Here is a 16,052-nt window from a genome sequence, read left to right as displayed (position 1 = left end):
GCCTATCAACTGATATAAAAAATTAGAGAAAACTAGAGAGGAAGTTATTCATGGTACAAATTCATCCGAAAACACGTATTGGTCATGTTGAATTTAAAGTGAAAGATTTAGAGCGTCAAATTGCTTTTTATGAGAATGTTGTAGGATTAGAGGTAATTAAGCAAGAGGGGAATAAAGCATATTTAGCAGGAAAAGGTAGTAAGAATACATTACTTGTTCTTGAAAAGTTAGAGGACGGGGTACTGCAAGAACCGCGTACGACTGGTATATATCATGTAGCCTTTTTAGTTCCGACTCGTGAAGCTTTTGCTTCTGCGCTATTTGGGGTTCTTCGTAATAAGAATGTAATTGACAGCCCGGCTGAACAAGAAGAGCGTTATACATATTCAAATGAAATTTTACCAATTTCAAGGTTTAATAGTGCAAGTGATCATACATATAGCGAAGCGTTTTATTTACAAGATTTAGAGGGGAATGGTATTGAAATTTATGCAGACCGTCCGCGTGATCAATGGGGAGAAGGACCAGGAGGAAGTACGCCACTAGATTTAAAAGAGCTGGCAACACTCGTTGATTATGAGGCTGATGGATTACCTGCTAATACTGTCGTTGGGCACGTACATTTACGAATAGCTGATGTAGAGAAATCACACGAGTTTTATGTAGAGACAGTAGGGTTTGAAGTGCAACAACGTGAAGATGACTGCTTATTCATTTCTGCAGGAGGATATCATCACCATATCGGTGCAAATACGTGGAACGGAGTAAATAATCCACACCCACCAGTACATGCAACTGGACTAAAGGTATATGCGATTGTATTACCGCATAAAGAAGCGTTAGATGAAGTGAAAGAAAGATTAATAGAAAAACAACATGAAATAAATGAAACTACAAATGGGTTTGCGGTAGTAGATCCAAGTGGTATTACAGTGCAGTTTGAAATAGAAACAGTGTAAAAGAAGCGAGAAAGTGTATAATCACTTTCTCGCTTCTTTGTGATCATTCATAGCTCAATCCAATATCTTCTTACTACATTCCCATCTTCCTCAGTGAAATCATCATCACGAAGCCCGCCGTTATGTAAAATCGTTTTTTCAGAAGCGGTATTCACTGCGTCGCAAACGACAAGTACTTTCGTGATGTCTAATTCCTTCGTTTTTTCTAATGATAATGCTAGTAATTTCGTAGCATAACCTTTTCTTCTTTCAGAAGGGCGAATTCCATAACCGATATGACCGCCAGCGTTAAATAGATGTTCAGTTAAACGATGACGTATATTAACAGCGCCGACAATTCTATTATTATCTGTAACGAGCCAATATGTAGAATCTGGTACCCAAGTTTCAGGGATATTTATTCCGTTATGCGCATCGAGAAGTTCTTGAACCATAGCTGGGAAGTTGGCAGGATTTTTTGTGATAACCCACGGGATCATTGTTTCACCGCTATCTTTCCATTCGTTATAGAAATCTAAGTATTCTTCTTGTAAATCAGTAGTAGGTGTAAGTAATGAGACGTTCATTGTTAGTAAGCTCCTTTAGTTATGTAGTTTTTATAAAAATTATGACACAAAATGAAAGCGTTTTCTAAATTTTCTCAACCTAATTTTATGTAATTCACCTTTGTTTTTTTAGAAAACTAGTGGAGGTTTAAAATTAGAAGTTATTTATTTTATGTTAATATTTAAAATATTAACATAAAACGGTCGGATTATTAAGTTTATTTCAGTGGTATTCTTTCGTATCGATAAATGGATGTTTGTGATAATTTTTGTTTTATCTATCTATAATGAATGAAAGGGGGAAGTGCCCGTGAGTGTAGATTTTGATTTTATTATACGAATCGGTGTTGCTGGCTTGTTAGGAGCAATGATTGGTATTGAAAGAGAAATTCGATCGAAAGAAGCTGGATTAAAGACTCATTTTCTCGTAGCGGTAGGAAGTGCGTTAATAATGGTTGTTTCAAAATATGCCTTTTCAGATATTGTGTTTGAAGAGCATACGTCTCTAGACCCAAGTCGGATTGCAGCACAAGTCGTTAGTGGAGTTGGTTTTTTAGGTGCAGGCACAATTATTATTCAAAAGCAGGTGGTGAAAGGATTAACGACCGCGGCTGGTTTATGGGCTACTGCCGGCATAGGATTAGCAATTGGAGCGGGAATGTATGTAGTAGGCATTGGAGCGACGATTCTCGTTTTAATTGGTTTAGAAATTGTAAGTCGTATTTTTAAGGTGCAATTTTTATTTCCACAAAATATAACAGTGCAAATGTTTGTAAATAAACATGAAGCGGTACAACAAATATTAGAAACACTACAAGTGAAAGGCATCCCAATACTCTCATATGAGGTGGAAGCTTCACAGCAAGGTACAGAAACTGTTTATAAGGTAAGGATGCAGCTGAAAAATATATCGTCAGAAGAAAAGAATGCGTTTATTCAGCATATACAAACATTACCGGAAGTTACGTTTATAAAGTTAAAATCATAGTGTTGAAAACGAGGATAGATGTAGCAGGAAATTCGCTATTATCTATCTTTTTTTTGATATAAAACGCACATAAAGTCAAGTGCGAATTTTGCGCAGCAAGGATACATATGTGAACGTTCCCTTATTTTTTCTCAATACAGGACAAAAAGTAAAAATAGTAAAATAATGGAGCGGGACACTAAAAATGTAAGGTAGGGGAGAGCATGAAAGGCTATTCAAAAAAAATGTTAGTAGGGGTAAGTTTTGCTAGTTTAATGTTAGGGAGTTTTCAAGGGGGAAGTTTGGCAGAAGATACTAAGGGAGAGCAAGTTTCTTATCGAAATGTGCTCAAAATGGAGCCAGTCGGTGTGCAACTACCAGTACAAGAATTAGCTCATTCATCGAAAGTGCTCGAAAGCAAGTCTTTTGAGAAAAGGCTACAATTCTCTGATTTATCACAAAGACCACCTGAGGTAAAAAAGGAAAGTAAGCAATTAGCTGTAGCGAAAACTTATACAATGGCTGAATTAAATCAATTAAGCAATCAGCAGTTAGTAGATTTACTTGTAACAATTGATTGGGAGCAAATTACGGGGCTATTTCAGTTTAATACAGACAGTCTGGCATTCTATCAAAATGATGATAGGGTGCAGGCGATTATTGATAAATTGAAGCAGCAAGGACAAGCCTATACGAAGGATGATTCAAAAGGGATTGAGACATTAGTAGAGGTATTACGTTCAGGATTTTATTTAGGATTTTATAATTCGGAACTTAGTAAATTAAATGAACGGAATTATCATGATAAATGCTTACCTGCATTAAAAGCGATAGCTAACAATTCAAATTTCAAGCTGGGTACATTAGAGCAAAATAGAGTGGTATCATCATACGGAAAGTTAATAGGAAACGCTTCGAGTGATGTGGAAACGATAACATCGGCTGCAAAGATTTTTAAACAATATAATGATAATTTTTCTACATTAGTAGATAATGTTTCAGCTGGAAATGCTATTTACGATATTATGCAAGGTGTTGATTACGACATTCAATCGTATTTGTACGATACGAGGAAAGCACCGAAAGATACAGTATGGTATCAGAAAATAGATAGTTATATTAATGAATTAAGTCGTTTTGCATTAATGGGAACGATTACAGCAAAAAACGGTTGGCTTATTAATAATGGCATTTATTATACAGGTAGACTCGGTACGTTCCATAGTACAGGAACGAAAGGGTTACAAGTTGTAACAGATGCGATGAAAATGTATCCGTATTTAGGGGAGCAATATTTCGTAGCTGCTGAGCAAATCGCGACGAATTATGGCGGAAAAGATGCAAATGGTAAAGTGGTGAATTTAGATCAAATAAGAGAAGATGGAAAGAAAAAATATTTGCCAAAAACGTATACGTTTGATGATGGGGCAATTGTTTTAAAAGCTGGAGATAAAGTGACAGAAGAAAAAGTAAAACGTTTATATTGGGCGGCAAAAGAAGTGAAGGCACAATTCCATCGTACGGTTGAAAGTGATCAACCTTTAGAAAAAGGAAATCCTGATGATGTATTAACGATGGTTATTTATAATAGCCCAGCAGAATATCAATTTAATCGTCAATTGTACGGATATGAAACGAATAACGGTGGTCTTTATATAGAAGGAACAGGTACGTTCTTTACTTATGAACGTACGCCAGAAGAAAGTATTTATAGTTTAGAAGAATTGTTCCGACACGAGTTCACGCATTACTTGCAAGGTAGATATGAAGTACCAGGGCTTTGGGGACAAGGGAAAATATATGAAAATGAAAGATTATCTTGGTTTGAAGAAGGGAATGCTGAATTTTTTGCAGGGGCAACGAGAACGGATAATGTTGTACCGAGAAAGAGTATTATAGGAGGATTATCTTCAAATCCAGTAGAGCGTTATACAGCAGAGCGAACGTTAAATGCAAAGTATGGAACATGGGATTTCTATAATTATTCCTTTGCTTTACAATCGTATATGTACAATAAGAGATATGATATGTTTGATAAAATACATGATCTTATTAGGAAAAATGATGTAACAGCATATGATGCATATCGCTCTACATTAAGTAAAGATGCGAATTTAAATAAAGAATATCAAGATTATATGCAAATGCTAGTTGATAATCGTGAGAAATATAACGTGCCATTAGTATCAGACGATTATTTAGCAAATCATTCATCGAAACCAGTTTCAGATATTGCGGCAGAAATAACGACGGAAGCAAAATTGAAAAATGTATCAGTGAAGAAAAATAAATCACAGTTCTTTAACACATTCACACTACAAGGAACATATACAGGAACTGCAGCAAAAGGAGAATATGAAGATTGGAAAACAATTACACAAAACGTTAATGATACGTTAAAACGTTTAAGTGCAAAAGAATGGACAGGCTATAAAACGGTAACAGCATACTTCGTAAATTATCGCGTGAATGCATCAGGACAATTTGAATATGATGTTGTGTTCCACGGTATTAATACAGAAGAAGGTGCAGAGAATAAAGCACCAGTTGCGTTTATAAACGGTCCGTATAGTGGAAATGTAAATGAAGCAATTTCATTTAAAAGCGACGGATCAAAAGATGAAGACGGGAAAATTACTTCATATAAATGGGAGTTTGGAGACGGTACTGTAAGTAATGAGCAAAATCCAACTCACGTATATACAAAAGAAGGAGCGTATACAGCGAAATTAACAGTAACAGACGATAAAGGAGCAACTAATACTGCTACAGCGACTGTAACTGTTCAAAAGAAAGAAGATAACAGTGTAGAAAAAGAACCGAATAACTCATTCCAAACAGCAAACAAACTGCAGTTAAATCAAGTTTTACGTGCTAGTTTAGGAAATGGCGATACAAGTGATTTCTTTGAAATTAATGTGGAGACTGCTAAAAACCTTCAAATTGACGTAACGAATGAAAATAATATCGGAATGAACTGGATACTTTATTCTGAAGCAGATTTAAATAATTATGTTACGTATGCTCAGCAACAAGGGAATAAACTAGTAGGTAGTTACTACACGTATCCAGGTAAGTATTATTTACATGTGTATCAGTATGGTGGGGGGACAGGGAACTATACGGTGGAAGTGAAGTAGTAAAAAGGGAGTTGCCTTTTTCAATAAATGGCACAAGGTCTGTACTTTAATGAAAAAACAACTGCAGGAAATGTCCCTAATGATAATAACAAATTAAGTATCGAGAGATATTATATTTACATTAAACCAATCTAATCAGTAAATGAGATAAGATCGATGAACTATTATTTCATCACGATGTAAGAAAAGTTATAAATATTAAGTGCGTTTCATGTAATTAAACTAAAGGATCAGAGTGTATCTGTAACAATAGATAAGCTCTGATCCTTATTATTTTTAATTAACGCACATGAATTTAAGATAATTAATAAGTAAGCTAACTAGCGGGATTCTTAAAATTCATTTATGTAATTAACTAAACAGAAAATTTTTATCACATTAGCAAGGGATACTAATAGAAAAGCGTGTCCCTTTACCTAATTCACTCTCTATCTCTATATCTCCGTTTAATTCTTTAATAATACTATAAGCAATCATAGTACCAAGCCCGGTTCCTTTTTCTGTTGTTGAATAGAATGGCAAAGCAATTCGTTTTATTTGTTGAGATGACATCCCAATTCCTGAATCAATAATATCAATTATGATATTTTCTTTTACTTTTTGTATATTTATTTGTAATAATCCACCATTTTTCATAGCCTCAATTCCGTTTTGGATGATGTTGTTTAGACAGAGTTTGAATTTTTCGGGGTCCCCATTTATATAAAAGGAATCTGTACTATTTTGTTTGATTTCAACTTTGTATGATAGAGCGAGTGGTGAAATAGTATCTTTCACCTGATTTAAAATGTGATTAATATCTATTTTCTCTTTTAGGGTGTTCTGTGATTTGGTTAAAGATAAATAGTTATTAATAGTAGATTGTATTTGCTGCATTTCAATTAACATGATTTCTAAGTACTGATCCTGAGATGGCTTAGAGGCATGTTTTTCATTTAATAATTGAGTGAATCCATGTACCGTGGTTAGTGGATTGTGGATTTCGTGTGCAATTGACGCTGCTAGTTCGCTAGCTATATAAAATTTTTCAGCCCGTTGTAGCTTTTCTTTCATTTTATATTTCTCGATCATTCCCTCTATTAAATAAACTGCTAATAATACTGTGAAAATATTAATGATTATGTAATTTAATAAAAATTCTATGAGAGTAGAGTCTATTTTCCCTCCTGTATTTATTTGAGTTACAATACCGCAAATAGAAAGTGAAGCTGTACATACTAAAATAAGGAGTAAGCTTAATAATACTTTTTTTTCTTTAACATACATAGGTAATAAGTAACGAAAGAGCATTGTTATACCAAAAATAATAGTAAAGATAATAAATGATGGAAGAACGCCATTTCCGCCTAAGTAAAACCGATAAGAAAGATATAAAATTCCTATAAAAACAATGTTTTTTGTATTTCCATATAGAAAAACTAATATTATAGGAATAAAACGTAAATCATAAATAAATCCCACATGTAAATGAAAAGGAAAAGTCATACAAAAAATAATAGCAATGGAGGAAAGGATAGAAAATAACATATTATTACATGTTGTTTTTTCTTTAAATTCTAGCCAAAATACGTGATAGCTAAGGATACAAATTATTATAATAAAGGTATTTAATAAAAGAGTAGAAATTCCCATAGTTTTGCATCTCCGATAGTTTGTAAGTAAAATTATGTATGAGTTGGACATAGATGTTTAGTATTAGTAGACTTTTTATCTAAAAAGGAAGGGTACTTGAAAAGTGCTGTTATATTACTTGTATTAAAATTGATAAGGAAAATAGAAAAAATCTATTTAAATTTATGTACATATGAAATTATAAACTAACTTTTTAATAGGTGAAATTTGGATTTAGTTACTGATAATATAAGATTTATTTTAAGTATGAATATTCTGTGAAAATGATATGCGTGGTGACTCCTGTTTTGTAGCCTTCGTTATATTAACATGGAATATATCAAATTACAAAGTGAAATTTTAGAAAAATTTTATTAGTACATTTTATCTGAAATAGAAATGCTATTTATTTGAGGATTTTGGTACTTAATCGTATAAAACTTTGTTAGAAAAAGACTTTAAAATTTACATTTTTTTTATGAAGCGTAATATTGTAGCTTTATCTATGTGGGTTTCTCAATAACCATTAAGGCGGAAAGGTAAGATATATAGATTTATAGATATGAATTATTACATAAAAACGCACTTAAAAAAGGATGTATGATTGTAATAGAATACAAACATCAAGGGGGAACTTAAAATGAAGTTAAATAAACTAGTGCTTAGTTGTGGAGTAGTTTCAGCATTAACACTTGGTGTGTTAGGGAATAATACTTATGCTGAAGAAGTACACAAAACGAATGATCCAATTCATGTAGTTGAACATGTTTCTGCAGACTTATTATTAACCCAAACAATGGATTATAGTGGAGAGGCTGTAACTTCTTTCGTATATGATGGGAGTACTGACTTAAGCTTCTCTATGAAAAATAATGGTCAAAATACAATGGGATATAGTGTAAAAGGTCCAAATACAGAGCTAATTGTTGGTGGTTATATAAAACCTGGAGAACAACAAATTAATGTTACAAATGTACGGAATGCTTTATCTCCATTACCGATTGGAACATATAAAATTTACGTTTCAAATGATGATGGTTCTAAGGGGAAATTCCAAGTTTCAGTAAGAGCTATGAATTAAAATTAAAACGCTTTGCTTTTAAGTTAATTTAATCTTTACTTATCGGAAAGAAGCTAAATTGAATTGAGAATTACCGATAAAAATGAAAACGAGCACCTTATCTAATTTGAGAGGGTGCTCGTTTTTTGTTATTAAACAGAAAACAATTACTTCCAACCACCTTTAAATATATTTTGATATTTCCATCGCTAATCTACTAGTTTGTATTAACGAGAGAATGTCTACTATAAAAGATATTAAAATAAAGATGATGTAACATTCAGCTAAATTATATGGGGAATAGAAAAACCACCCTTATATGAGTGGTTTTTAGTAATTATTTTTAGGTTATACATTTAAAATTAGGCTAAGTTATAGAAATAATAAACATTTAATCCCGCATTAACTGGCAGTAAGACCCCCACCTCAAAATTTAGCGGAAGCAAAGAAGTTAGGTGGGGATCGGGCTGAATAAAGTTTTACTTTATTCTTTGAATGAAGAGTCACCCTTATATCTAAATGAAGGAGCGTAATAGAGAATTAATAGATTAAAAGAGGTGTATAAATTACGCGGATTAACAAGAAAATGAAAAGGCTATTTTTAATAGGGGAAAGCTTAATAGAAGATTAATAACTGGAGCAAAGGAATTGCTATTTATATATTTAACATACATATTTGTATTTTAAATTGTAGGCGTGTTTTAGAATTTGTATATAGTAAATTCGTTAAAAAACTTGATAAATAATAAAATGTGTAAATTTTTTGACTATTTTATTAAAATTATTTAATATTTGTAATTTATTGTTTTATAATGATAATCGGGTCGATCGTGAATGTTTTAGATATTGCGATATATACTCGGATTAATTTATTCTAGGGAGGTTACAAAATTGGGTAAGAGAGTCATTATAAGAGTTTTTACATTATTATCAGTACTGGCATTATTCCTTAATGTATTTTTACCTAGGGCTAGTGCAGAGGTTATGACGCATGAGAAATATTCAATGGACTGGAGTTATAGTAATAGTCTAGGTAAGTACATTCGAACTGAATTTATTAAAAATTCAAGTGGTCAAATTGCTTATTGCTTAACTCTTGGATTAAAATCACCAAATGGTGAAGATCTTCCTGAAATGGGGGAAACAGATAATGTAGTATATAGAGTCTTATTAAATGGTTTCCCGCAAAAAAGTATAGAACAGCTGGGAGTAGCTAATAAAAATGAGGCGCATTATGCAACGCAACTTGCGGTTTGGAATGCATTAGGTCAACTTGATGTAAATGAATTAAAACATGAGAATAAAAATGTTGAAAAAGCAGCTAAGGCTATTATTAGTAATGCTAACAATAGTGAAGAGACTCAAGATGTTTTTATGAATGTGATTCCTGCTGAAAAGCAACAAGCAGAATTAAAGGGTGAATTCTTCGAAACAAATCTATATACAGTACAAACAAATGCTAAGAGTGGTTCTTATAAGGTAGTAGCGAAAAATGCACCTAATGGAGTTAGAATTGTTAGTGAAAATGGAGAAGTGAAAGATCAGCTTTCAGTTGGAGAAAAATTTCGTATCCAAATTCCTAAGAATACAAAAACGGGTGAATTTAATTTAAGTGTTGCTGCTAATTTAACTAAAGTTCAAGCAATTGCTTACCGTGGTACGGATACTGTTCAGAATGCTACAGTACTATTAGAAAGAAATGAAGAAAAGCTTAGTAGTGATCTTGCAGTAAACTGGGAAGCAGCTGGTTCTTTAAAAATTAAAAAGGTTGGAGAAAATGGAGAAGTTTTAGCTGGTGCAGTATTTGAGGTCTTTAATGCAAATAATGAATCAGTTGGAAAAATCACGACTGGTGCTGATGGTATGGCAGAATTAAACAACTTACCAATTGGTACTTACACATTAAAAGAAATTAAAGCACCAACAGGCTATGTTTCAGATGATAAACCACAAACTATTGAAGTTAAGACAGGAGAAACAGGAGCTGTCCAAATAGTAAATAACAAAGTAAAAGGTAACATCGAAATTAAAAAGCTTAGTGATTCAGGAAAGGTTTTACCAAATGTTGAATTCACAGTCTTCACTGAAGATGGTAAAGAAGTGAAAAAAGTAGTAACAAAAGAAAATGGAATTGCAAACGTTGAAGGTCTTACGTATGGTAAATATTATTTCTTAGAGACACAAACACCTAATGGATATATTGGAAATAAAACAAAGTATCCTTTTGAAATTAAGGAGCACAATAAAACACTTACTTTTACAGTGGAAAATACAGAAGTAAAAGGTAGTGTAAAATTACTTAAAGTAGATAATGAAGATATTAGTAAAAAATTAGAAGGTGCAGAATTCGAGCTAAAAGATGCAAGTGGAAAAGTAATTGGTGAATATAAAACAGATAAAAATGGTGAAATTAACGTCAAAGATTTAGCGTATGGTAAATATTCATTTGTAGAAAAGGCTTCTCCAAATGGTTATGTTCTTGTTAAAGAACCGATTATGTTCGAAATAAAGGAGCATGGAAAGATTATTGAGTTATTGGCAGTTAATCATCTTATCAAAGGTGAACTAGAAATTACAAAGGTAGATGTAGCTGATGGAAATAACAAGCTTCCAAATGCAGAATTTACGATTTATAACGAAGCAGGAAAAGAAGTAGTAAAAGGAAAAACAGACGATAAAGGAATCGCTAAATTTGAAAAGTTACCATTTGGAAAATACACATATAAAGAAACTGTTGCACCAAAAGGTTATGTATTAAATGAAGAAACGTTCTCTTTTGAAATTAAAGAGAATGGTCAAATCATTAAACACATTGTCAAAGATGAAAAGATTCCTTCAATAAAAACAACAGCTACTGATAAAACAGATGGTACAAAAGAAATGCACACGTCTAAGTCTGTAACAATCCAAGATAAAGTGGAATACAAAGATCTACAAGTAGGTAAAGAGTACACTTTAAAAGGGAAATTAATGAATAAAGAGACTAATAAACCATTAGTTGTAAATGGTAAAGAAGTAACTGCTGAAACGAAGTTTACACCAAAAGAAGCAAATGGTTCTATTACACTAGATTTCACTTTTGATGCAACTGGTTTAGAAGAAAAAGAAGTAGTAGTATTCGAAGAGTTACTGAAAGACGGAAAAGTTGTTACGACACATGCTGATATCAATGATAAAGGTCAAACAGTTAAGTTCGTTAAGCCATCAGTAAAAACGAAGGCTACAAACAAAGCTGATGGTGGAAAAGAGATTCATTCAAAGGATTCTATCACTATTCAAGACAAAGTGGAGTATACTAACTTAGTTGTAGGTAAAGAGTACACTGTAAAAGGTAAACTTATGAACAAAGCTATTAACAAACCATTATTAATTGATGGAAAAGAAGTAACAGCTGAAACGAAGTTTACTGCAAAAGAAAAGAACGGTTTTGTAACATTAGACTTTACTTTTGTTGGTGCTGAACAGCAAGGAAGAGAAGTAGTCGTGTTTGAAGACTTATTACATGAAGGGCAAGTAATTGCAACTCATGCTGACATTAACGATGTAGGTCAAACAGTTCGATTTGTAGAACCTTCTATTAAAACGACAGCTACAAATAAAGCTGATGGTTCTAAAGAGTTAGACGCTTCTAAATCTGTAACAATCCAAGATAAAGTGGAATACAAAGACTTAATCGTGGGTAAAGAGTACGTTGTAAAAGGTAAACTAATGGATAAAGCAACAAACAAGCCATTATTAGTTGATGGTAAAGAAGTAACAGTAGAATCTAAGTTTACTGCTAAAGAGAAGAATGGTTCTATCACACTAGATTTCACATGTAATGCTTCTGCATTACAAGGTAAAGAAGTAGTAGTATTTGAAGAACTGTATCAAGATAATATATTAGTAGCTATTCACGCTGAAATTGAAGATAAGGGACAAACAGTGAAATTTAAGGAGGTAAAGCCGGAACAACCTAAACCAGAACAGCCGAATTCGGATGAAAATACTCCAACACCAGAGCAACCTAACGAGCAAGTAAAGGAACAACCACAACCTAAGAAAGAAATTCAATCTCAAATTGGGTGGTTACCGCAAACAGGTACTAATCTTACAAGTTGGATCTCTATGGCTGCAGGCGCATTACTGTTAATTGTGGGTGGAGTTATTTTCTTAAAACGTAAAAATGCATAGAAATTAAAAATAAGCACATCTGTTTTTATAACAAGATGTGCTTATTTTTATCATTTTAGCCAAGAAGACTCCTATATTTAAGTCTGAATGGCATTTAAAATAGCAAATTTATTTGTAGTAAATAATACATAATTTTGTTTTACTGTTTTAATTAAAATACGGTCTGTTGTCCCATAAGCTGTTCCAATACGTATTACATCTACGTCTTCAACACCAGCATAGGTAGCATCTTCGGTAACCTCAATCACATCACGTAATGGAATTGTAATCTCCGCCAATTGCCATGAAATAATTAACTCTTCATTTGTTTTTTTTACATTAATGCCTAGCATTATACCAAGACCCTTCAATAATAATATGCTACACTTTTAATCTTATTATATAAATTTTTAGATTTTTTATCTATATGTAGGAATAGAATTTATTTATATTTGTGAGCATCTTAATGATGTCAAACAAATAGAAGGATATACAGTCTTTCTATTAGGAAATATGTTAAGAACAAAAGTTCACTTCAAATTAATATGAATTTGATATGGTTGAGATATTATGAACGAGAAACCGTAAGATTTGCAGGAAGGAAATGAATAATGAGACTTAAATTAGTAGGGATTTTCAGTTGTGTAATTATGATGTTAGGTATTTTTATAATTTACAACAATCAATCTATTGGTAAAGAACCAGATAAGACGAACTATGAATCTCGTGAAAACTCCATAAATAAAGAGAAAGATAGTAGAGGAAAAGGGCAATCAAAATACAATGAAAGTTCTTTTGCTAGTATACAGGCTGTAGTTAATAAGGAATATGGATTACCCGAAGACTATAAACCAGAGGATTTAGTTGTACCAAATGTACCATTCGCATTTAGTGGAACGGTAGAAAAGAGCCACCTCCGTAAAGAGGCGGCAGAAGCACTGGAAAAGTTATTTGATTTAGCAAAGCAGGAGGGGATTCAGTTAAATGCTGTTTCGGGATTTCGTTCCTATGACTATCAACAACGACTGTATGCAAACAATGTGAAAAGAAAAGGACAAGAGCATACAGATCGCTTCTCGGCAAAACCAGGACATAGCGAACATCAAACAGGGTTAACAATGGATGTTTCTTCTAAAAGTGCGAACAATGAATTAGAGCTATCCTTTGCTAATACGAAGGAAGGAAAATGGCTGAAAGAAAACGCGCATCGTGCAGGGTTTATCATTCGTTATCCTAAGGGGAAGGAAAGTATTACAGGTTATGCATATGAACCTTGGCATATTCGCTATGTAGGAGATATTGCTGAAAATATATATGAACAAAAGCAGACTTTAGAAGAATACATGAATCTATGAAAATAGAATTGAAGAATTAAACGGGCTATCAATAGACGTGAGATTGTAAAAGGCAGGGATATAAATTAAGGTGTTTTTAAATTTTTTTGGTGAAGAGGGAAGGTATCCCTCTTCTTTTTTCATTCCTTGTAAAATTTGAGGATGTCTTAAGAGAGTGAAAAGATGGATTGTGTGGGTGTATTAATAAAGGCTACTTTCGGTGGTTTCTAGAGATGTTTTTGAGGGAATCCAATATTATAAGTTGTAGTATTCATTGCAGCAATTGACTATATTATAGGAGCATTCACGTTGGGTTATAACAGAGAATTATAGAGTAAAGTAGGATTCAAAAGCATTGTTAAAAATGTGGTTGTTATAAGTTATTTTCCTATCAAAACAATTAGTCTTTGTTCAAAATTTAAGATTGTTATTTTATTATATCTAGTAACTATTTATATTATTTAATAATTACTTGATTTACTATTAAGGTGGTTATCTTACAAAATTGTAAGGTTATTTTAATTGACACTCGTATGTATAAGTAACTATACTGGTTACACAATGTTGGTGAGTATATTTAATAATCTTTATCTATAAGTGTATGTCCGAGGATTATTTTTGGAGCAATAGTCCGATTTTAAATTGATTATCTGCTATATAGTAATATAAACAACTTAATCTATTCTTTATTCAAGGTCGTATTATTTAAAGATTAATTATAAATGATATATTTACCAAATTGTAATAACTTGATAGAGGTGTTACATTTTGAAATACAAATTAATTGCTACAGGAATTCTTGCTGGAAGTCTATTATCCTACTCATCTAATACATTTGCAAATACTCATAAGTTCCCAGATGTTCCTGCATGGGCGGACAAATCCGTTAATTATTTAGTTAATAAACAGGTATTGAATGGCTATCCAGACGGAACGTTCGGTTCAAATGACTCATTAGACAGAGCTTCGGCTACAAAAATTATGACAAAAGTTTTAGGTATACAAATTGACTCTAATGCAAAACCATCATTTACAGATTCACAAAACCACTGGGCTACTCCGTATATTGCTGCTGCTGAAAAAGCTGGTATTGTTAAAGGTGAGGGTAATGGGATCTTCAATCCATCCGGAAAAGTAACTCGCGCTGCTATGGCTACGATGCTAGTAAATGCATATAAACTACAAAGCGCAGCAAATCATAATGAGCAGGTTAAATTTGAAGATTTAAAAGGGCATTGGGGAGAAAAATATGCCAATATTTTAATCAGTTTGAAAATTTCCAATGGTACTGAGAACGGTTGGCAACCAAATAGATTTATAACACGTGCTGAAGCTGCTCAACTTACTGCAAAAACAGATATGATGCAACATCGTTCCAAAAATCCATTAGAAAGTAAAACAATCATTATTGATCCTGGACATGGTGGCGAAGATCCTGGGAAATCCACAAAGGGATTACCTGAAAGTAAGATTGTACTAGACACTTCTTTACGTCTACAACAATTACTTGAAAAGCATACACCATTTACAGTTTTATTAACTCGTCAATCTGATAATAGACCAGGACATGATCAAAAAAGTTCTTTACAGGAACGTGTTAAATTTGCTAAGAAAAATCAGGGTGATATCTTTATAAGCGTACATGCAAATGCTTTTAATGGTAATGCAAAAGGGACAGAAACATATTACTATAAATCTTCTAAATCCGAAAAAACAAATCCTCATGTGGAAGAAAGTCGTGTTTTAGCAGAAAAAATTCAAACACGTTTAGTAGAGGCACTTCAAACACGAGACAGAGGAGTTAAACATGGAGACCTTCATGTAATAAGGGAAAATGACATGCCAGCTGTGTTGACGGAACTGGCGTTTATAGATAATGGTATTGATTACAGTAAATTATCTACGGAAGATGGCAGACAAATTGCAGCAGAAGCCATTTATGAAGGAATTTTAGATTATTATGAATGGAAAGGAAATAATGTATCTGAATATAGGCTGTAATAAGTAATTGAAAATATAGTAATTCTCGAAATGAAGAATTCTATAATTTTTTTGTGTTTTTTTAAACAACAATTTTAAATTTGTATTTAAAATTGTTGTTTAAATCGTTATTTTATGTTTAAATAATGTTGATAATAGTTATCAATGATAGTGAGAGGAAGATTAGTGAAACAGGTGTTTTTAGTTAGTGTCATAAAAGTTAATGAATTTCTATATTGTATGGCTATGAATCTATCTCTATTTTTGTGAACTAGAAATAATATATTTATATCTTTTAAATGTT

10 protein-coding genes are annotated in these 16,052 nt (G+C 32.5%); 7 read left to right on the top strand and 3 right to left on the bottom strand.

The window, feature by feature from the left end; genetic code table 11:
• Nucleotides 1–50 precede the first annotated feature (50 nt).
• Nucleotides 51–959, top strand: coding sequence for a VOC family protein (locus tag MHI26_RS17930; RefSeq protein ID WP_061665754.1), 909 nt, complete (start codon nucleotides 51–53; stop codon nucleotides 957–959).
• Between the two features lie 47 nt (nucleotides 960–1,006).
• Here the strand turns inward: MHI26_RS17930 and MHI26_RS17925 are convergent, their stop codons facing one another.
• Nucleotides 1,007–1,525, bottom strand: a complete 519-nt coding sequence (locus MHI26_RS17925) for a GNAT family N-acetyltransferase (protein WP_061665753.1) — start codon at nucleotides 1,523–1,525, stop codon at nucleotides 1,007–1,009.
• Between the two features lie 289 nt (nucleotides 1,526–1,814).
• On the opposite strand from MHI26_RS17925, the gene MHI26_RS17920 reads away from it, so the two are divergent.
• Complete coding sequence (locus MHI26_RS17920; RefSeq protein WP_000109723.1) at nucleotides 1,815–2,492, top strand: MgtC/SapB family protein; 678 nt, start codon at nucleotides 1,815–1,817, stop codon at nucleotides 2,490–2,492.
• Between the two features lie 203 nt (nucleotides 2,493–2,695).
• A complete protein-coding gene (gene colA, locus MHI26_RS17915; RefSeq protein ID WP_061665752.1) occupies nucleotides 2,696–5,611 on the top strand; it encodes a collagenase ColA in 2,916 nt (971 codons plus the stop codon).
• A gap of 378 nt (nucleotides 5,612–5,989) precedes the next feature.
• On the opposite strand, the gene MHI26_RS17910 is transcribed toward colA, so the two are convergent.
• Entirely contained in the window at nucleotides 5,990–7,243 is a 1,254-nt protein-coding gene (locus MHI26_RS17910) for a sensor histidine kinase (protein WP_000513026.1), read from the bottom strand.
• Nucleotides 7,244–7,862: 619 nt separating this feature from the next.
• On the opposite strand from MHI26_RS17910, the gene MHI26_RS17905 reads away from it, so the two are divergent.
• Together MHI26_RS17905 and MHI26_RS17900 are read left to right on the top strand one after the other, a co-directional pair.
• Nucleotides 7,863–8,303 carry a hypothetical protein gene (locus tag MHI26_RS17905; protein WP_000773521.1) on the top strand — a complete coding sequence of 147 codons (441 nt, stop codon included), beginning with the start codon at nucleotides 7,863–7,865 and terminating at the stop codon, nucleotides 8,301–8,303.
• 870 nt (nucleotides 8,304–9,173) lie between these two features.
• Entirely contained in the window at nucleotides 9,174–12,455 is a 3,282-nt protein-coding gene (locus MHI26_RS17900) for a VaFE repeat-containing surface-anchored protein (protein WP_000520152.1), read from the top strand.
• Between the two features lie 77 nt (nucleotides 12,456–12,532).
• Here MHI26_RS17900 and MHI26_RS17895 read toward each other — a convergent pair whose 3' ends face one another.
• The gene (locus MHI26_RS17895) at nucleotides 12,533–12,787 is read right to left on the bottom strand and encodes a SunI/YnzG family protein (RefSeq protein WP_000900692.1); all 255 of its coding nucleotides are present in this window, start codon (nucleotides 12,785–12,787) and stop codon (nucleotides 12,533–12,535) included.
• 258 nt (nucleotides 12,788–13,045) lie between these two features.
• Between MHI26_RS17895 and MHI26_RS17890 the strand changes: the two genes are divergently transcribed.
• Nucleotides 13,046–13,789 carry a M15 family metallopeptidase gene (locus MHI26_RS17890; RefSeq protein ID WP_061667737.1) on the top strand — a complete coding sequence of 248 codons (744 nt, stop codon included), beginning with the start codon at nucleotides 13,046–13,048 and terminating at the stop codon, nucleotides 13,787–13,789.
• Between the two features lie 747 nt (nucleotides 13,790–14,536).
• On the top strand, nucleotides 14,537–15,769 hold the full coding sequence (locus MHI26_RS17885) for an N-acetylmuramoyl-L-alanine amidase (RefSeq protein ID WP_061667738.1): 1,233 nt from the start codon (nucleotides 14,537–14,539) through the stop codon (nucleotides 15,767–15,769).
• The last annotated feature ends 283 nt before the right edge of the window (nucleotides 15,770–16,052 follow it).

Source organism: Bacillus sp. FSL K6-1218 (assembly GCF_038006445.1).
GTDB classification, from domain to species: Bacteria; Bacillota; Bacilli; order Bacillales; family Bacillaceae_G; genus Bacillus_A; species Bacillus_A thuringiensis_S.
This window is presented reverse-complemented; position numbering and strand designations above follow the sequence as displayed.